Origin of the sequence: Nostoc sp. FACHB-892 (assembly GCF_014698795.1) — a bacterium.
Classification (GTDB): Bacteria; Cyanobacteriota; Cyanobacteriia; order Cyanobacteriales; family Nostocaceae; genus Nostoc.
The window spans coordinates 50,116-69,509 of record NZ_JACJTR010000026.1 but is presented as its reverse complement, the minus strand read 5'-3'; the positions used below and the strand labels follow the sequence as shown (position 1 = coordinate 69,509).

The following is a 19,394-nucleotide window of genomic DNA, read 5'->3' as shown; positions in this document are numbered from 1 at the left end:
ATTTATGGTTTGGCAGGCTGTGTCTGGCATTCCAGCTTTTGCTGCTATTATTCATGAACATTTGTGTCATATTTTCATTGTTGTAAGTAAAAAGCTGTAAAGAATATGACTTATTTTAAAATTTCCTGAGATACACGAGAAAACTTATGAGATTTGAGCCAAATTTCATCTTTTAGGCTATTGTTCCCTATGGACAGTTTGAGCCAAAATAATCTGTCAATTGTCGAAGACTATCACTGGGTGCAACGCATGAACTCTTGGCAGAAAAGGGTATTACAGAAGCTCCTCCCTCAGAGGTTCCCGATTCTCAGGTGGGTAATGACATTATTGCTGGTATTAAGCTTGACCAGTTGTGGTGGAAAAGTCAGTAGCCAGGAAGTATCTACTGAATATAGAGAAAACTCTCCAGAGATTTCTCAAATTTCAAAGCAATTTTCGGAAGTTTCCCCACCATCTGTTATCCAAGAACTGCGGACAATTTTGGAAGTTTATCAGCCACAGGTTACAATTGTTACTCCGCAAGCTGATGAAGTTCTCCAAGACAGCAAAGCCATAGCCAGTTTTCAGGTTAAGGATCTACCAATATTTAAAGACTCACAATTACAGCTAGGGCCCCATTTACACGTAATTTTAGATAACCAACCTTATATACCTGTTTACGACCTGAATCAGCCCTTGGTTTTGCCAGACTTGTCTCCAGGTACTCATACCCTGCGCGTCTTTGCCTCTCGTCCTTGGCATGAAAGCTTTAAGAATGAAGGCGCTTATGCCCAGACGAAATTTCACGTTTTCACCAAAACCGACGACAACAACCCAGATCCTAATTTACCCCTGCTAACTTACAGCCGCCCTCAAAGTAGCTACGGAGCAGAACCAATCTTACTGGACTTTTACCTAACTAACGCTCCTCTGCACCTCGCCCTGAAGGAAAACGCTAACGACGAATTCAGTGATTGGCGCATCCGCTCCACAATTAATGGTGAAAGCTTTATTTTTGATCGCTGGCAAGCAGTTTATCTTCAAGGCTTCCGTCCAGGAAAAAACTGGGTAAAACTAGAATTTCTTGATAACCAAGGAAATGCTCTTAAAAATGCCTTTAATACTACAGTCAGGCTGATTGACTACCAACCAAATGGTAAAGACACTTTGTCGAAAATTGTCAGAGGAGAACTCACAGCAGATGAGGTGCGTGGCATTGTAGACCAGAATTATAAACTCACACCTACGCCGTCTGTTGAGAAAACACCCCAAATACAACCGAAGCTAGAACAACAGCCCATTCCTGAAACTGAAATTCCAAAAGAATCAAAAACACAGCCAGAACAACCAAAATTGGAAGTTCCAACGGCTGTACCATCTCCTAGTCTGTCACCGACACCATCAGAAATAATTGAGCCTCCGGTATCAGAACCGCAACCAGAAGTAAAACCAACACCTGAATCAACGCCTTTACCTGAAAAAGTTGTACCTCAACCAATAAAACCTAGATTAGATGGATATTTCAACCGTAGGGCTGGTAAAGTCCCCAACCCACAATCATCAGTTGAGCCATCGCCTAGTTTGCCACCTACACTGCCAGAGATTATCGAGTCTCCAGTACCAAAAATAATTACGCCAACACCAGAACCACAGCCAGAGGTAACGCCAACTCCTGAATCAACGCCATTACCCGAAAAAGTTGTGCCTCAGACAACAAAACCTAAATTTGGCGGATTTTTTAACCGTCGAACAGGCAAGACACCTACTCCACAAGTACCAGTTACGCCATCTCCTAGTTTGCCACCTACACTGCCAGAGATTATTGAATCTCCAGTACCAGAAATAATTACGCCAACAGCAGAACCACAGCCAGAGATAACGCCAACACCTGAATCAATGCCATTACCGGAAAAAAGAGAAGTGAAATAATTTGCTTTACCGTCGGGAGCAAAAAGTTGCAAAGTTTTTATTTTGCAGAACAACTAGGGAATTCTAAGTAAGGATTAGCTTTTATTACTTACTTAGGATTACTATGCCTTATCAGAATCAAGTTTCAGATTTTCAGGCAGTTTCTAGTGATATTGCTGCTGTACAATCGAACCAAAAAGGGTGGTTTTCACGACTTACAAATGGTCTGAGTGTTGGTAATAAAATTAAATGTGGTTATGCTCTTGCCCTTAGTGTTGGAATTTTAGGAACTACGATTGGATTAATCTTTGGAGACCACTATCAAGAAAAGGCTTTGCAGGAGCAACAACACGCTTTTAAAGAACTTAATTTGCTTTATCGCCTCCAGACAGGTATCCTCCAGACACGGACACATCAACAGCAGCTCATTCCATTAGTGCCATATCCAAACTTGTATAGAGAGGAATACAGCCATATTACTGATATACATGCACCTGGAATTGAGCAAGTCTGGTCTGAACTCCAAAAATATATAAAAAGTGTTGATTATGCGGGCGAAAACCATGCTGAGAATATTCCCCTTCTTCTGCGAACCTATGATGGTCTACCAGAAACTTATATTCGGCAACTTGACGAATTATTTCAGCAACTTGATCTATCGCCTTTAACTGAGAAGAAAATTGCGCTCGCTCAACAAAAATTGCTAAAGTTTACCAATAGTGAGTTAGCAATCAAGTTTGACGGGATCTCTGATGAATTGGTTAGTGTTATTAATGCTTCTTATAAGGATTTAACAGCAGCGACAGCTGCGTTCAAGACAGCAGCACAAATGCGGGTTTATATTATTACTGCTAGTGTAGTGTTATCAGCGTTAATTGCTACTCTTTTAGCTTTATTCACGAGTCGAACCATTACCCATCCGGTCGAAGTGCTGACGAATATGGCGCAGCAAGTTACCAAAGAATCTAACTTTGACCTGCAAGCACCCGTCATGACTACAGATGAAATTGGGATACTTGCTATTGCATTTAACCAAGTTTTATATAAAGTTAAATGCCTACTGGAAGAACAGCAAGCAGCAGCTTTTCATCAGCAGCAAATGCAAGAAGCCCAATTGCTTCAAAGCGAGAAAATGTCTAGCTTAGGACGAATGGTAGCTGGTATTGCCCATGAAATTAATAATCCAGTAAATTTTATCTATGGAAATTTAGATCCTGCTATTCAATATGTAGACGATTTATTAGCATTGCTACAAACCTATCGCCAAGAAGTACCTAATCCACCTCTAGCAGTGCAAGCCTATGCCACTGAAATTGATGCAGAATTCTTAGAAGAAGATTTACCCAAACTTTTGCAGTCAATGAAGTTTGGTGCCGATCGCGTGCGGCAAATTGTTTTAAGTTTGAAAAACTTCTCTCGTCTAGATGAAGCAGAAGCGCATCCAGTAAATTTGCACGAATGCATTGAGAGTACGCTACTCATCCTCAATAATCGGATCAAAAAAGGCGTTACAATTGAGCGCTTATACGGCGATATTCCCAGCATTGAGGGTTTTTCTAGCTCGCTTTATCAAGTGTTTATGAACATTCTTAACAATGCGCTTGATGCATTGGAAGAACAGCACAATACTCAGGACTCCCCACGAATTGCGATCGCTACTGAACTTCAAGATAAAAACTGGGTAGTTGTTCGCATTACTGATAATGCTTCTGGTATTCCCCCTGATGTTCAAGAAAGAATTTTTGAGACGTTCTTCACTACTAAAGCCAGAGGTGTTGGCACTGGTATGGGACTTTCAATTAGTCATCAGATTGTAGTCGAGAAACACGGAGGACAATTAATGTGTAAATCTGAAGTGGGTAGTGGTACAGAATTCATCATTTCTCTTCCAATTCAAAAGCAGCATTTACCCGAAAATGCTCAAGCGTAACTCTTGCGCTAAAACCTCAACAAATGCGATCGCACCTACAGAATTTCCTATATCATCTAACGGTGGACTATAACAAGCGATCGCACCCTCACCTGGTACTATTGCTATAAGTCCACCACCAATCCCTGATTTCATCGGTAGACCAATTTTGACTGCAAACTGGGCAGAAGCTTCATATAACCCACAAGTTGACATCAACGCGTTAACAATCCGGCGGTTTTGTACCGATAAACAGTCACTTTCATAAGCTAGGAGTTTTCCTAACAGGGCTAAATCTTCAACCCGCCCTGATATACAGCATATTTGCTCGTAAGTGTCAAGTGCCGTTTCCCAGTTTTCTAGATGACCTGTTTCAGCAAGATAGTTTGCGATCGCTTCATTGGCTTTTGAGCGTGTTAATCGCACTGAAGCTAGCATGGCCTTATCCAAATTTAGTTGACAACCTGCTAATTGGTTGAGCCATTGACAAAATAAAAGAGTGCGAACGCTTGCGTCCCTTCCTGGTAATTTACCAGCGAGAGTAATTGCTCCACTATTAATCATCGGATTGCGGGGGTATCCGCGATCGGTAATGAGTTGTTCTAAAGAATTGAAAGGTGCATCCGATGGTTCCATCCCAACCCATCCAAAAACTTTTTCTGCTCCTAGATGTTCTAGCAGATAGAGTAAAGAAAATGTCTTAATCACGCTCATTAGCGGGAAAACACAAGCTGTATCTCCAAAGCTGATAGTTTTCCCCGATTCACAGCAGATATGAACTGCGAACCAACCAGGATTAGCTTTAGCTAATTGCGGAATGCGATCAGCAACTTGTCCCTGTTTAGCCTGTGTTTTAGCTTGTTGTACCAAAGCTGATAACTCTATAGTAGTTAGTCTGTCAAGTGTTTTCAAAAGTGATATCCGTTAAAACCATTTCTAGTTTATGCGGTTACTGAAAGTTAAAAACTATGTCACAGTCCGGTTTAAAAGCATATTTTTCGACCAATTCTGATGAATGTATTTAACAACACTGTCTTCTATATTTGAGCCAATTTCTAATGTTGCATAACGTTTGAGTTCGGCATCTGCATTAGCAACTGCAATGGCATGATTAGCAATTTTGAACATTTTGATGTCATTAATTTGATCGCCAAAGACCACAATTTCACTTTCCTCTAATCCATAATTTTCTACCAGAGTCTGAATAGCTTGATCTTTCGTAGCTTTTCGGTCATGAATTGTTAACCAATACCAACCCGGAGAGTATTGGTTTTCCATCAAGTGTGTCTCTACATTAGTTCCATGTCTTTCAATAATCGCGCTTTGAAGTTCAAGCAGTTGACGTGCATAACTAATCACTGTTAGACAAACGACTTGATCGCCAAAAGAATGCCTCAAATCCGCAATTGTTCGCCATCTTCGGTCTTTGCTTGTTAGGCGATCGCTAAGATACCAACGCATACCATCGTTGATTACATCTTTATAGTAGGCACAATCTTCCGTGCCATTAAAACTAGATACAAATGGAACACAGCCAAACTCCAGGATAATTTGGTAGATACTTTCAACTACAAAAGGAGAAATAGAGTTAATGATTTCATGTCTACCAAAATCCAAATCAGAAATAAAAGCACCATTAAATTCGATAACTGGTAGACGAAGATTCAAATCTTTCAGGATGACTTGCATAGAAACAACGCTACGCGCACTAGCTATAGTAAACTGTAGTCCTTGATGCAAGAGTTCACAAATAATTTTTTTGCTGAAAGCAGAAAGAATTGCATTATCTCCAAGCAATGTACCGTCTAAATCTGAAACATAAACAGTGTTCATAAACTTGATCTGACACTGGTTGAAAGGAAAATTATACTTTAAATTATGATAAATCGATCTAAGCCGTCGTCTCCCTTTTATATTTAATTATTGTGTATAAACTGTGTAAAAAAGCAGCAAAATATGCATAAAGACTGCTCTTAATTTAAAGTGATAAGCTAACTTTAGTAAAGGATACTTTATGATTCCCCGTGTTAGAGCGCCAGAATTACCACAAAATTACTCTTGGCTAAACACCGAAAAACCCTTGTCTCTAAAACAAGCCAGGGGTAGAGTCGTAATTTTAGACTTTTGGACATACTGTTGCATCAATTGTCTGCATATTCTGCCAAACCTGAAATATTTAGAACAAAAATATAAAGATAGCCTTACTGTTATCGGCGTTCACTCTGCCAAATTTGACAACGAAAAAGAAACAGAAAACATTCGTCAAGCTATCCTGCGCTACGACATTGAACATCCAGTTGTTGTTGACAGAGATTTTCGCATTTGGGAAGGGTATGCTGTGCGTGCTTGGCCTACGTTAATAATTATTGATCCAGAAGGTTACGTAATTGGCCAGATTTCTGGTGAAGGAAATCGTGACACTTTGGACGAGTTAATTCAAAAGGTAATTCAGCAACACCAAGAGAAAGGCACAATTAATTTTCAAGAAATCAGCTTGACTTTAGAAAAACAGCGCCAACCATTAATCACACCCCTAGCTTTTCCTGGTAAAGTTCTAGCTACTCCAACAGGTTTATTCATCGCTGACTCTGGACATCATCGCTTGATTATGAGTGGCTTTGATGGGGAAATTTTACACTTGATTGGTAGTGGAAAATCTGGCTTAACTGATGGTGCTTTTAACGAAGCGCAATTTTTTGCACCACAGGGAATGGCTTATGATGCCGAAAATGAAATTCTTTATGTTGCTGATACAGAAAATCATACCCTGCGGCGAGTTGATTTGAAACGTCAAGTAGTGGAAGCGATCGCAGGAACAGGTGAACAAAGCCGCAATATCCTTCCTCATGGCGGTACTGGTTTAGAAACTGCGCTAAATTCCCCTTGGGATTTAGTGAAAGTGGGAAATACCTTGTTTATTGCAATGGCTGGGCCTCATCAAATTTGGGAAATGGATTTAGAAACTAGTATCATCAAAACTTATGCAGGTACTGGTGCAGAAGCTTGCGTTGATGGTTCACTTACCGAATCTGCTTTTGCTCAACCTAGCGGTATTAGCACCGATGGGAATGAATTATATATTGCTGACAGTGAAGTTAGCTCAATTCGCGGTGTTGGAATTGTAGAACCGTACCAAGTGCGAACTGTTTGCGGTAGCGGCAGTTTATTTGGTTTTGGTGATGTAGATGGACTAGGTGAAGATGTTCGTTTACAGCACTGTTTAGGAGTGGAATATGCTGAAAATTTTTTGTGGGTAGCAGATACTTACAATCACAAAATTAAATTAGTAAATCCCAGTACAGGGAATTGTCAAACAGTTTTAGGAGATGGTACTAGTGGTTTACAAGATGGCCAGGGTAAAAACACTCGGTTTTTTGAACCTTCGGGATTGAGTGCAATTGGTTCATATCTATATATTGCTGATACTAATAATCATGCCATCCGTCGCTTGCGTTTGAATACTCTTGAGGTGACAACACTAGAGTTTCTTGGGTTGTGTGCGCCAGATGTTTGTATTCCAGTTAATTTATAAAATGATTACCTAGCGTGAAGGGGTAAAACCTCAAAGGAAAACTTTGCATCTAAGGGTGAGATATTAAAGAATAATATTGTAAAGCGATCCCTTGATGTTTGCTAAGATTTGTTTATAGTTTATATTCAGTATTTCTACTAAAATACTGTTAATAAAACCACAATATAATTTAGTATTAGGTATAGGCTGTCAACTTTGAATTGTCAGTATAAATATTGATATGACAAATAAATTCATTCCTCTAGACTGTGGAGATGATGTCATTTTATTGGAAAAAGATACTTATAAAGTAAGTAAATTTAGAGAGTTAGTTATACGACAATTTATAAAAAAATGGCGGCAGGAAATTTGTACAGATAAAACTCGAATTAACAATAATTCAGTTGGTAGTTTGTTTGGCAGTATCTCTGCTGAAGGCGAGTCCATACCCTTTAGTGAAATTAAACTAAATGCTGTCAAAGATTGTCAGGTTCTTAAAATTGATGGTAAAGGTTGGCAGAAAGGCAAATTAGAGATTAGGATAATGTATATATCCTAATAGTCATCAACCAAATAATGTATGTCTTGAATTTCATCCAGACGAACCTACTTAAATCGCTTTGAACCTGCTGAAATAGGGGAATTATTTATTCACCTTTATGGGAAATTAAATATTAATGTTGTATATCAGGTGATTGATTTTGAGGCTGAGTAAGATGCTTTGTTTGAGTTGCCACAAAAAGTTATAAATTTAGAATTATTAACCGCAGAGGCACAGAGGAAACGGAGGAGGAGAGATGAAAAAAATTTAAGCGATCGCTTTTTTGCTAGGGCATTTGCTACATCGAATTTGAGACAATTCCCTTTTCGCTGATGTCAATTTTGAGTAAAAATAGAATTATTTAACAACTAACATCTTATGGTTACTCTTCAACTCAAACAAATTCGAGTTCCACCAGGGCAAAGAATAATTTTGGAAGATGTGACTTGGCAAGTATTTGAAGCAATTCTCAACGAGTTAGGGGAGCATCGCGGGAGTCGAGTAGCATACAGCCAAGGAACGTTAGAAATTATGGCTCCATTACCAGAACATGAGCGATCTAAGGTAATTATTGGAGATTTAGTTAAAGCCTTGCTAGATGAACTCGATCTCAATTGGGAGTCTTTAGGTTCAACTACCTTTAAGCGAAAAGATATAAGTGCAGGTATTGAACCCGATGATTGTTTTTATATTCAAAACTATAAGCTAATGATTGGGAAAGATAGGATCAACCTAATTGTTGACCCTCCTCCTGATTTGGCAATTGAAATCGATGTCACCTCTAAAACCCAAATTAGTGCATATCAGGCGTTGAAAGTACCTGAAATTTGGCGATATGAAAGCAAAAACCTAGAAATTAGCTTGCTGCAAGGTGAGCAATATGTGAAATCTGTCATCAGCCCCACATTCCCCACTTTTTTTATCACAGAACTCATTCCCCGATTTGTGGAAATGGCGCGAACCACAGGAATGAGTTCAACACTTAAAACGTTTCGACAATCGGTAAGAGAACAAATGCAAGACAGCTAAGGCAATAGAATTCGCGGATACATCAAGGTTTTACCTGAGTAGACACAATCCATAACCCCCCTTTTCAAGCATTCCGCGCTTTACTTAAAGAACGGGGAATTAATAATTTAGAGCAATTGTGACCGAATTTAATTTACAAACCCAAGAAAATAGCGATCGCTTGTCAACTCCACTAGAGGATGCAGAGTCTAGCTTACTTCCCTTCAAGGATACGATACACTGCGTTAACACTAAAGGCAACGATCGCCTTGACCGTTACCTTTCCCAAGAATTACCAGACTTATCCCGTTCCCGCATCCAACAGTTAATTGAACAGGGTAACGTCCAACTTAACGATAAAGTTTGTACATCTAAGAAGATCAGTGTCAAGCTAGGCGATCGCATCACTCTCGAAATACCAGAAGCGCAACCTTTAGAACTCCTTGCAGAAGATATCCCCCTAGATATCCTCTACGAAGACGAGCAGCTACTCATTCTAAACAAACCCGCAGGTTTAGTTGTCCATCCTGCACCCGGTCATCCAGATGGCACTTTGGTAAATGCTTTATTGGCTCATTGCCCCAATTTACCAGGAATTGGCGGAGTCCAACGTCCGGGAATCGTCCATCGATTGGATAAGGATACAACTGGTGCGATCGCGATCGCTAAAACAGAAGTTGCCCATCATCACCTACAAGCACAACTCAAAGCTAAAACCGCACGCAGAGAATATTTGGGGGTGGTTTACGGTGCGCCAAAAGTTGAAAGTGGCAGAATTGACTTGCCTATTGGTCGCCATCCACAAGACCGTAAGAAAATGGCTATTATGCCTGTTGAACAAGGCGGACGAGTCGCCGTCACTCATTGGCAAGTACTAGAACGCCTCGGTAACTTCACGTTAATCCACTTCCAACTCGAAACTGGACGTACCCATCAAATTCGCGTCCACAGCGCCAAAATGGGTCATCCTATTGTTGGCGACCCAGTTTATAGTTCTGGTCATTCAGTGGGGGTAAATTTGCCCGGTCAAGCACTACACGCTTGGCGACTAAAATTACTGCATCCCATATCTGGAGAGTTGATTGAAGTGACAGCAAACCCTCCTAGCCACTTTACAAAACTTTTAGAGATGTTAAAAAGACGAACTACACTTTAAGCTCATCCCACATCTGAAAGCAACACCATTCGCAGACATCAAGTATTGCGAAAACCATGTCCCATGCCCAATCCCCCTTAACAACTAGCGTGCATTAGACATGGGATAGAGTCTGTTCCACTAGTTATACCTAAATGAAACTCCTACGTAACCCAAGACTTATGCACGCTATAAAATGATCAAATGGATGTACTAGACAGCCGTCGAACAAAAATTGTTATTTAATTCCTGCTAGTTGCCGATAAGGTACAGACTTTTCGATATCGATGTTGAATGACGAGATCCTTTGTGGCGTATTGCCTTTTGCATTGACACTTTGTGCCATAGACAAAAATAGAGCTGGATCGCCTGCCTTGGGCTTTCGCTCTTGTGGAAGGAATCTGCGTACTTCGACCTGCCAAATGATTTGGGGGAAACCCAGTTTGGCGCGGTGGTAAGCTTCGTACCGCGGAGATTTGATGTTGAATGGCAACTCACCCTCAGCGCGGGATGGCAATATGCGACGGCGCTGATAAGGCACTGTGGAGTCTCCAAAATTGCTCAGATACTCTTCAGTGTTGAGGACTTCATCAACAAAGCCTCTAATACCTTTGGTAGCAACTACAATTGACCAGGCAATTTTTTCCCGCTCACTGTATGGGTCGCGTCCTAGAACGCGCTGGATTACTTGCTCAACAAAGCGATAATTATTGTTGAGGTCGTAAAAGCTTTTCTTAAAGGTATTAGAAAGCAGCAACCCACGTATAAAGTCCCGCACTGTAATCTGTCCATTACGGAGTTGGGACTCTAAAAATGTTTCGCGATCGGCAGCAAAGGCATGAAAGAAAATTTGACGATATGCTGCTTCAATCAGAACATCTAAATCTGACGGAGAAAGCAAATTGTCTGTAGTAAAAATCCTAGGCTGTTCATCACCCGGTACTTCGTATGCAGCTACACGCTGGTTTTGACTTGAAGGGTCGTATGTTAACAGAGGAATTGCCACTCTAAAGCCTCCATATTCTTAATTAAAGTTAACAACTTTAGATCACATATTAAGGGAGTAGTTGTATCAGAACTTCAGATTCTGATAAAATTTCACGAAACTTAACTAAGGGGAATTTAACTATTCCGAAAAATAACCATTAGCCTGTTGGATTCAAGCCATAGCTAAATCAATAAAGGCATTGGGGCTTTTAGGCTAAATAACTACCTAGAAAATTTTATTCACATATTTCAGATTAGGAGATTCAGTTTCACCTTTTTGAAATAAAGCAATAATTATTAACATATAGCAAAAGAAATTAATGAGGAATTGGGCATTGGGTATTGGTTATTGTCCTTAGGTAACTCCAAATAATAAATTATCCAATTTTTGGAATCACAACGACTTGCCCTGCCCCCTGCTCCCCCGCTTTAAAAGCGATGGGATATTTTTTTCTTTGGAAGTCTCTTACCTCCTGCCTCTTGCCTCCTTCAATGACCTAACCAAAATTCCAAAGGATCTATGGTTGACTTACAGTAAGGCCAGCTACGCAAAGTTACTTCCATCCCTGCCTCCCAATAGGGTGGTTCTAATCCCAGCCCTAAACATAGATGAGATAGGATGTTAGCAAACTGCTGATTGTGACCGAAGTCTCCTAGATGGGCATGGGCGTATTCATGAATGACTATACCAAACCAGTCTTTAGGTGCAACACGACCAACATCTACCAGAATGGTAATTGGGTTTATGAGAATATTACACAGCCCGTCGATGCCGAAGGATTGAGCTATGGGGACTGCAAAAATTTGGATGTGGCGACGCTCTTGGGGATGAAAGCACTCATGACAAAGCTGTAGATAGGCGTTGATCTGAGCGTTAACGGTGTTAATATTATCGCCAATCCAAGTACAAATGGGGATGCGATCGCGCAGGTTATCGAACACATCCACCATACCCGGTTCTAGGGCAAACCCCTGTACCCAATGCAGATAATCTCGGCCACGAGTAAAAGCATCGGTCTGCTTAAGAATCATTCACCAACCCAAAACTGAATAAAACTGGCTTTTTTCCAGAACATCCGGCCTTTGTCTTTCTGTTACATTTTCTGTATTGGAAACCTCAACAGAAGTTTCAATACGGGTTTCTGTACAAAACGATGCCGTGCTGAAGCCACCAAACCGTTTTACTGTACTGGTTCGCAGTCGCATATTTGGGCTGGCGAACCAGAATCTCTCAATGGAACTCATTGTTTCGTATTCGGTTGTCAACACTAGCCCATCTTCATCATCCATGTGAAAAAGACCGACTACAGGCATAATTTCAGCGTAGCCTCTTTCACGCAGTAATTTACCACCCCTGGGGTTATCGGCATCAGGCACGATCGCAAATATGGTTTTCCCTTGATGGTTCTCCTCACCCTCTCTGTCCCAAGACATCGTTCCTAGCCAACGCACCCTCGATCCACCTACCGAAAGGCTGGGGTCAATCTGGTGATACTGGCACAGTTCAATGATTTCTGGATGATTGGCATCTAGAGTTTCTACCTGTATATCCGATTCTCCTACTTCTGAGCGCTTAAAGGCTAGGTGATGAGTTGCACGTTGCGATCGCCACTTACCAGCACTAAGCTGAAAAAAGTCCATTGCGTCTATCAATCTTCTGACTCCTACTAATTACTCCTGCGGATGATTTTTACCTTAAAGTTTTTGGTATATAAACATTCTAAACATTACAGCGATTGGTGGTCAGCTTCAAGACCTGATTGATTCACGTTACTACAAAGTAATCCCAGAAATTGCCTGTTGTCCTATTATCTCTGGTGCTTCGGTTGCGATGATTACGGGTGCTTTTAGATGCTCTCTGCGCCTAGTAAGGTTTAAAAGTAATTTATTTAACCGCAAAGGCACAGAGAACACAGAGTAAAGAGCTTCAAGAGGAATTTATTGACCAAAATTTTTACCTACCTTGAAACGGCTAGTCCTAAATAATTGGGAGTAATTACAGTTAAGCTTGATTTAAATGTCTATTTTTTATCCAAGACATGATTAGATTTCTAAACTTGTCTGTTTTTGCTTCAGTAAAATGTGCGATGACAGCCGCATATAAAAATACAAATACAACTATGATAATTGCAAAAAATAAGTGTAAAATATCTGGTTGCCAAGGGCGATCGCCAATTACACATGCTCTGATAAAACTCAGTATCGGCATATGGACGAGATAAAGAGTGTATGAACATCCTGCTAAAGCTTTAGAAAATTTTTCGTATGCTCCTTCTTGCTTTATTTGACTACGACTATTAACTAGGAGATATATCATAACAGCAGTAGAAGTTCCTATTAAAAAATCTGCTATCTCCCGGCTAGGTATAAAACGTTCACTTGTTAAGGCAATGTACAGGATTAGTATAGACAAAATAGTAAGTGAATTTAGAATATTGTTTTTCTTAAGATATTTAGAAGGATGACATATACTAACTAATGCTCCCATCAGCCAAACCAAAAAATACATTCTAATGCCTGAACCAACCATTAATAATATGCCTGAAGTTAAACAAGCGTAGAAAATACGCGCTTTTAAGGATTTAACACAAAAAAATAGGATGATTGAAGGAAAAAGCATATAGTACCAAAATTCATAAGCTAAAGTCCAAACTGCCTTATTTGAACCAAATAAATCTACAAAAATTGTTTGCAAAAAAGCTATAGTTCCTAAAGCATTTTGAAATGTAAAATTTTCCAAAATTTTATAAGTTGCTAAATGACCGTTATGAAACTTTTCTCCATAAAAGCTATCTTGTCCAGTACCAAATATTTTTATACCTAGAAAATCCCAAAAAGAAGACAGTAATAAAGCAGGAATCAATACTACATATAAGCGCGTTAAACGATCTACTAAATAATTAACCCAAGACCATTGCTTTTGCTGAATTCTTCTTATTACGCTAGCTGAAATAAAAAATCCACTTAGCACAAAAAAAATCATCACAGATTGATGACCTAATACTGTTAATGAATTTAATCTTTTTATCAAAAAACTAGGATTACTAATTTCTGAATACTCTATAAATAATAAAACTCTCATATGACCCAAAAAAACCAATAAAGCAGCTAAACCTCTTAATAAATCAAGATGAGTTGACCATCGATAATTCCTCATTGAAGGAATATTATAAATTGGCTGAATCTGAGTTTTTTCTACTGACATTTTGGTTATTTAAAAAAAGGAAATTGTTATAAGAGAGGAGAAATAATCACGATTAGGGAATGTCTCAATATATTACTTGAATGGCAAAGTATGCTACCTATAAGGTATACAGAGAGACGTGTCAATACATCAAAAAAAGCAGCCCTTAATTCATTTTATAAAGTTATTAAATGTGCTATTTAAAAAAATACTTCCCTAGTTAAGTTTTTAAAACAAGGAGAATAGAAAGAAAACAATTGGTAGTTCGATACTACAAATAATATACAATTTTCTATATATGAATACCTACAAGTTTACAAAAAGTTTTTTTGAATTTTATAGCATCTTTATCAAACTCAAATTAGCAAAATGAAATTCCTAAACCAAGGTTTAGGAATCCCACTGATCATGTAATTAGCCGTCTGTTATTAGTTTGAAAAAATAATACAGAGGAGAGGTAACTTGGGTTTAACTTCGTTCAATTCAAGCTATCTTTATCTATATTTATAAAAACTTATAACAACAAAAATTTTTGATATTTATCTAGTGACAGTCATAGAAGAGCGTTAAATATTTCCCAAGACAAAATTATTTCAGAAACAAAAAAACTCATGATAGCATCTTCAGATATCAGGCTAACCTGAACAATGCTATCATGAGTCAAAAAAATTAGATGTGTACATCTGTACACCACTACAGAGGCTTATTACTTACTAGTAGCGATCGCTTCGTTTAAAACTAACTCTGGTTGTGGTGTCTCCTCTTCTTCTGGCAAACCGTAAATTGACCTGTATAACTTCACGTACTCTTTGGCAGATTGATACCAACTAAAGTCTTGGGCCATGCCCCGCTTTTGTAGTTCTTGCCATTGTGGTTTAAAACGGAAGCCTTCCCAAGCCCGGATCATACAGGTGAAAAGGTCTAGCGGTTCATAACGATCAAAGCAATAACCGGTACCTGCTGCATTTTCGGGATCGTGATGGCTTACGGTGTCAACTAATCCACCTGTGCGGCGGACAATAGGCACAGAACCATAGCGTAAAGACATCATTTGGCTAATACCGCAAGGTTCAAAACGACTAGGCATTAAGAAAGCATCAGTACCAGCGTAAATGCGGCGAGACAGGGCATCGTTATACAGTAGATAAGTTGCCATGCGTCCGGGAAAGCGGGATGCTAATTGCCACATCTGAGTTTCATAGTAGCGATCGCCTGTCCCTAACAGCACAAACTGTGCATCTGTATAAGAAAGGAAGCGATCAAGGATTTGCAATATTAAGTCAATACCTTTTTGTTCCACTAATCGGGTCACAATCCCAATTAAAAAGGCTTTGGAATTGACTTCTAATCCTACTTCTTCTTGCAAAGCAATTTTGTTGGCTTTGCGTTGATCTAAAGTATCAGCAGTAAAGGTTTGGGCAATGTATTTATCATTTTCTGGGTTATAAATTTCAGTATCTATACCGTTGATAATCCCAGATAATTTACCGCTAATAAAGGACAGCAAACCTTCTAATGTTTCACCGTAAGTGGCTGTCTTGATTTGCTCCGCATAAGTGGGCGAAACTGTATTTACCTTATTGGCAAATTGCACCGCCGCCGCCATTGTGTTGTGTCCTTGCATATACCAAGGACACCAAGTAATTTTTTCTAAATACCAACGCCACGGCCCTTGATAAGCCAGATTATGAATGGTAAAGACTGTGGTTATATCAGGATCTTGGTGCATCCAAACGGGAATCATCCCCGTATGCCAATCATGACAATGGATAATTTCTGGTTTCCAGTAATTCCAGGCAAACTCGGCTGCACCATTGGCAAAAAAGGTGAACCGCCAGTCTTCATCATCTCCCGAATAAATCCGGCGGGGTAGGAAAACGGGATGTCCAAATAAGTACAAAGGAACATCAGTACCAGGCAGAACGCTTTCATAAACAGCAAATTCCTGGAACATCGCAGATCCGCGCCAGATGGGTTCTTGGGGAATCTCCATTTTGTCTGGCAGGAAGCCATAGTAAGGCAAGAATATCCGCACATCATGCCCCATTTCTCTCAGAAATTTGGGTAATGCCCCAACAACATCACCCATTCCTCCTACTTTGGCAATGGGTGCTGCCTCTGCTGCAACAAATAGAATCCGCATGGTAATTTTTGCTTCCCTGGTTCTGTCTATATTGTCAAATTAACTCTTGTCGCGTCTGGCACATATGAGAGTGCAACGGCGATCAATTCTTATCTAATCACATCGGCTTGCCCTATTGCTTAAGAACCGCGCTGAATCACCGCAAAAATTTCTGATAAAATTTCTTGCGCTCCCTGTTGCCGCAACACTTGGGCTAATTCTATGCCTAGCGCTTCAGCATTATTGGCAAACCCTGTGACGGTATCTTTTACGAGTTTTTGACCATCTACACTGGCGACTATCCCTGTTAAGGTTAAATTTTCACCAGATATTTCTGTATTTACACCAATAGGGACTTGACAGCCGCCTTCTAGAGAGCGTAAAAAAGAACGTTCAGCGAGACAGCGATCGCGTGTTTCGGGGTGTTCGATCGCTTTGAGTAGAGATAGCAATTCACTATCATCAGCACGGCATTCTATCCCCAAAGCTCCTTGTCCAACGGCGTGCAGGGAGATTTCTTTGGGGAGAATTTGATGAACGCGATCGCCCATTCCCAATCTTTCTAAGCCTGCTGCTGCCAAAATTAGGGCATCGTATTCGCCTGCATCCAGTTTTGCCAACCGTGTAATCAAGTTTCCCCGCACATCCTTAAAGGTAAAGTGCGGAAAGTGATGGCGTAACTGCGCTAACCGCCGCAACGAAGATGTACCAATTACAGCACCTTCTGGCAATGTATCAATTTGTTTATCTTTGTGCTTTTCATGCACCACTAATGCATCTGCTGGATTTTCGCGTTCAGTAATAGCTGCCAGTGTTAACCCTTCAGGTAAATGAGTCGGCAGATCCTTGAGGGAATGAACCGCAAAGTCAATCTCCTGATTGAGCATTCCGACTTCAAGTTCTTTAGTAAAAAGTCCTTTATCGCCAATCTTAGCTAGTGCTACGTCCAAGATTTTATCGCCTTGGGTAGACATGGTGTGGACTTCAAAAATGATATCAGGAAAGCAATTCTTGAGTTGCTCTTGTACCCAGTAGGTCTGAACCAGAGCAAGTTGGCTTTTGCGTGAACCAATCCGAATAGTGCGTGGAGGACTAGAAACAACTGAAGTCATAAAACAATATATCAAACTAGGCGATAAATTCACTCTCATCTAGACTACCGTAGTCAGAGACTCATACCAATCTTGGGGTTTGGATTTTGGATTTTGGATTACAATTCTTTACCTAAAGCTGGTTCTAGGAATCTCAAACAATTTTATTGAGTACAGCATTATTACGGTACGTCCCACTATATTTATTACTTGCAGACAATAAAAATACACGGTGCATCGATTGAAAACTGCTATAAACTTAATGTAGGACTTTCGGAGTAGCAGAAATTATGAGTGTTGCAAAATCTGCATCTCTAACCTTAGAGGAGTTTCTAAAGTTACCAGAAACAAAGCCTGCAAGCCTTTATATTGATGGTGAGATTATTGGACTAATGATTAATGGCTCTCGGATTGCTGTTTTATTCAACATTAAGGGTCAGATTTGAGATATTCCTGTAATTCTTGGGTACGCAGCTTGGTGGTATTTTCTAGACAACCAGAATAAATGCTAGAGGCAATACTTCCTCCCTCATATTTGCTTCTTTCAAACTCACAATTGGTATCTCGAAACTTGATCCATGCAAGTTGTGCAGCAATCAATTTCTGTTTCCTAGACCTTTCTAAGGTAGGTAACAGAAATTGATAAACTTGATTCAGTTTTTTATCTGCATTCTGATAAGACAACTTCGCGCATTCATTAATTGCTGTTTGAGTTTGAGGATTATTGCAGTTGAATTTTTGAACTAAGCGAATCTCTACTAAATCAGGCGTTGTGCCTGCTATTGTCATGGTGTGAGTATCTAAACTGCTGAGAGTTAGCATACTTGCTAAAACTAGTAATAATTGACGCATGGCAAAATTTTTATTGTTTAAGTATAGACAGAAGATACCAAAATACGCGTCAGCATTGGAACATACCAATGCAGAAGGCTTCTAAACTATCTATAAAAGGTAAATTAGCCGCCAGAAGGAAGCCGAACTTTCGCAAGAATGCTAGAAAGAATTTAGTATTTTAGTGATCTAAGTTTAGCTTTTATATTTTATGAATCGTTCCGCCTGTCTCATTTTCAATCCAGTTGCGGGTCAGGGTGACCCAGATATAGAACTGGCAGAAATTCGGGCAATATTAGAGCCAGAAATTGACCTAGATATTTATCTCACAACTGAAGAAATCGACGCTGATGAACTGGCTAATGCAGCAGTAGCGAGGGGAGTAGATGCAATCATTGCTTCGGGGGGAGATGGCACTCTCTCGGCGGCAGCAACGGCTTTAGTGGGTACTGATATTCCATTTGGCATTATTTCTAGAGGAACAGCAAACGCTTTTGCCACAGCTTTAGGAATTCCTGACACGATCGCAGGTGCGTGTGAGACAATTTTGCAGGGAGGAACCCGCCATGTAGACGTAGCCTATTGCAACGATCAGCCAATGGTACTTTTGGCAGGTATTGGCTTTGAAGCTGAAACTGTAGAATTGGCAGACAGGGGCGCTAAGAATCGGTTTGGGATGATGGCCTACGTTTTCGCTGGAATTCAGCAACTAAGAAATTTAAAAAACTTTGATGTTGAAATTGAAACAGAAGACAGGATAATTAAAACTAGTGCCTGTGCAGTTACAGTAGCAAATGCCGCGCCTCCTACTTCTGTTTTGGCTCAAGGCCCAGCAGGTCTGATTTATGATGATGGGTTACTAGATTTGACGATTGTGGCTCCAACTAACAAAGCAGGAGCGATCGCAGCTACATTTCATCTATTCCAAACGGCTTCTACAGGTAACGCCGTAGAACGGGATGATATTGGCTTCCTGCGAGCCAAACAATTTAAAATTACAACTGAGCCACCACAAAAGGTTGTTCTAGATGGTGAAATAGTGGGCACAACTCCAGTAGAAATTAAGTGTGTACCAGCAGGTTTGAACATTTTTGTGCCATTAGTAGAAGAAGTTGAGCCTACCGAAAAACTAGAGGGACTCCCTAATCTGACTATTGAGATGAAAGACACAATAGAGGAGTGAGGAAG

Annotated in this window: 16 protein-coding genes and 1 pseudogene; 8 read left to right on the top strand and 9 right to left on the bottom strand. The window is 40.0% G+C overall.

Translation table 11 applies throughout. The features are described 5' to 3' along the window. Positions 1 to 249: 249 nt before the first annotated feature. On the top strand, positions 250 to 1,908 hold the full coding sequence (locus H6G96_RS26820) for a hypothetical protein (RefSeq protein WP_190915228.1): 1,659 nt from the start codon (positions 250 to 252) through the stop codon (positions 1,906 to 1,908). A 103-nt stretch (positions 1,909 to 2,011) separates the two neighbouring features. Further along, a complete protein-coding gene (locus H6G96_RS26815) occupies positions 2,012 to 3,817 on the top strand; it encodes an ATP-binding protein (RefSeq protein WP_190915186.1) in 1,806 nt (601 codons plus the stop codon). Here the strand turns inward: H6G96_RS26815 and glsA are convergent. Both glsA and H6G96_RS26805 read right to left on the bottom strand, forming a co-directional pair. After that, positions 3,794 to 4,708 carry a glutaminase A gene (gene glsA, locus H6G96_RS26810; RefSeq protein ID WP_190915184.1) on the bottom strand — a complete coding sequence of 305 codons (915 nt, stop codon included), beginning with the start codon at positions 4,706 to 4,708 and terminating at the stop codon, positions 3,794 to 3,796. The genes H6G96_RS26815 and glsA overlap by 24 nt on opposite strands. Before the next feature lie 54 nt (positions 4,709 to 4,762). Next, on the bottom strand, positions 4,763 to 5,629 hold the full coding sequence (locus tag H6G96_RS26805) for an HAD family hydrolase (RefSeq protein ID WP_190915182.1): 867 nt from the start codon (positions 5,627 to 5,629) through the stop codon (positions 4,763 to 4,765). Positions 5,630 to 5,810: 181 nt separating this feature from the next. Between H6G96_RS26805 and H6G96_RS26800 the strand changes: the two genes are divergently transcribed. The 4 genes from H6G96_RS26800 (at position 5,811) to H6G96_RS26785 (ending at position 10,012) form a co-directional block, all read left to right on the top strand. Further along, positions 5,811 to 7,328 carry a thioredoxin-like domain-containing protein gene (locus tag H6G96_RS26800; protein WP_190915180.1) on the top strand — a complete coding sequence of 506 codons (1,518 nt, stop codon included), beginning with the start codon at positions 5,811 to 5,813 and terminating at the stop codon, positions 7,326 to 7,328. A gap of 220 nt (positions 7,329 to 7,548) precedes the next feature. Then, positions 7,549 to 7,866, top strand: a complete 318-nt coding sequence (locus H6G96_RS26795; protein WP_190915178.1) for a KGK domain-containing protein — start codon at positions 7,549 to 7,551, stop codon at positions 7,864 to 7,866. Between the two features lie 360 nt (positions 7,867 to 8,226). After that, the gene (locus H6G96_RS26790; RefSeq protein ID WP_190915176.1) at positions 8,227 to 8,877 is read left to right on the top strand and encodes a Uma2 family endonuclease; all 651 of its coding nucleotides are present in this window, start codon (positions 8,227 to 8,229) and stop codon (positions 8,875 to 8,877) included. A gap of 214 nt (positions 8,878 to 9,091) precedes the next feature. Continuing rightward, positions 9,092 to 10,012: an RluA family pseudouridine synthase gene (locus tag H6G96_RS26785; RefSeq protein ID WP_190915225.1), complete on the top strand. Its 921-nt coding sequence runs from the start codon at positions 9,092 to 9,094 to the stop codon at positions 10,010 to 10,012. Between the two features lie 217 nt (positions 10,013 to 10,229). On the opposite strand, the gene H6G96_RS26780 is transcribed toward H6G96_RS26785, so the two are convergent. The 6 genes from H6G96_RS26780 to hemC all read right to left on the bottom strand — a co-directional run bounded on the left by H6G96_RS26780 (position 10,230) and on the right by hemC (position 17,396). After that, entirely contained in the window at positions 10,230 to 10,997 is a 768-nt protein-coding gene (locus H6G96_RS26780; RefSeq protein ID WP_190915174.1) for a phycobilisome rod-core linker polypeptide, read from the bottom strand. 470 nt (positions 10,998 to 11,467) lie between these two features. After that, a complete protein-coding gene (locus H6G96_RS26775) occupies positions 11,468 to 12,010 on the bottom strand; it encodes a hypothetical protein (protein WP_190915172.1) in 543 nt (180 codons plus the stop codon). Beyond that, complete coding sequence (locus H6G96_RS26770; protein WP_190915223.1) at positions 12,011 to 12,628, bottom strand: phycobiliprotein lyase; 618 nt, start codon at positions 12,626 to 12,628, stop codon at positions 12,011 to 12,013. A 352-nt stretch (positions 12,629 to 12,980) separates the two neighbouring features. Then, complete coding sequence (locus H6G96_RS26765) at positions 12,981 to 14,183, bottom strand: acyltransferase (protein WP_190915170.1); 1,203 nt, start codon at positions 14,181 to 14,183, stop codon at positions 12,981 to 12,983. 685 nt (positions 14,184 to 14,868) lie between these two features. Further along, positions 14,869 to 16,305: a glycogen synthase GlgA gene (gene glgA, locus H6G96_RS26760; RefSeq protein ID WP_190915168.1), complete on the bottom strand. Its 1,437-nt coding sequence runs from the start codon at positions 16,303 to 16,305 to the stop codon at positions 14,869 to 14,871. A 119-nt stretch (positions 16,306 to 16,424) separates the two neighbouring features. Next, the gene (hemC, locus tag H6G96_RS26755; RefSeq protein WP_190915166.1) at positions 16,425 to 17,396 is read right to left on the bottom strand and encodes a hydroxymethylbilane synthase; all 972 of its coding nucleotides are present in this window, start codon (positions 17,394 to 17,396) and stop codon (positions 16,425 to 16,427) included. Positions 17,397 to 17,665: 269 nt separating this feature from the next. Here hemC and H6G96_RS26750 point away from each other — a divergent pair. Continuing rightward, positions 17,666 to 17,761: pseudogene (locus H6G96_RS26750) on the top strand (Uma2 family endonuclease); the annotation flags it as partial. 43 nt (positions 17,762 to 17,804) lie between these two features. On the opposite strand, the gene H6G96_RS26745 reads toward H6G96_RS26750, so the two are convergent. Further along, entirely contained in the window at positions 17,805 to 18,227 is a 423-nt protein-coding gene (locus H6G96_RS26745; RefSeq protein WP_190915163.1) for a lysozyme inhibitor LprI family protein, read from the bottom strand. Positions 18,228 to 18,417: 190 nt separating this feature from the next. Here H6G96_RS26745 and H6G96_RS26740 point away from each other — a divergent pair, with 190 nt between their 5' ends. Then, complete coding sequence (locus H6G96_RS26740) at positions 18,418 to 19,389, top strand: YegS/Rv2252/BmrU family lipid kinase (protein WP_190915161.1); 972 nt, start codon at positions 18,418 to 18,420, stop codon at positions 19,387 to 19,389. Positions 19,390 to 19,394: the final 5 nt, after the last annotated feature.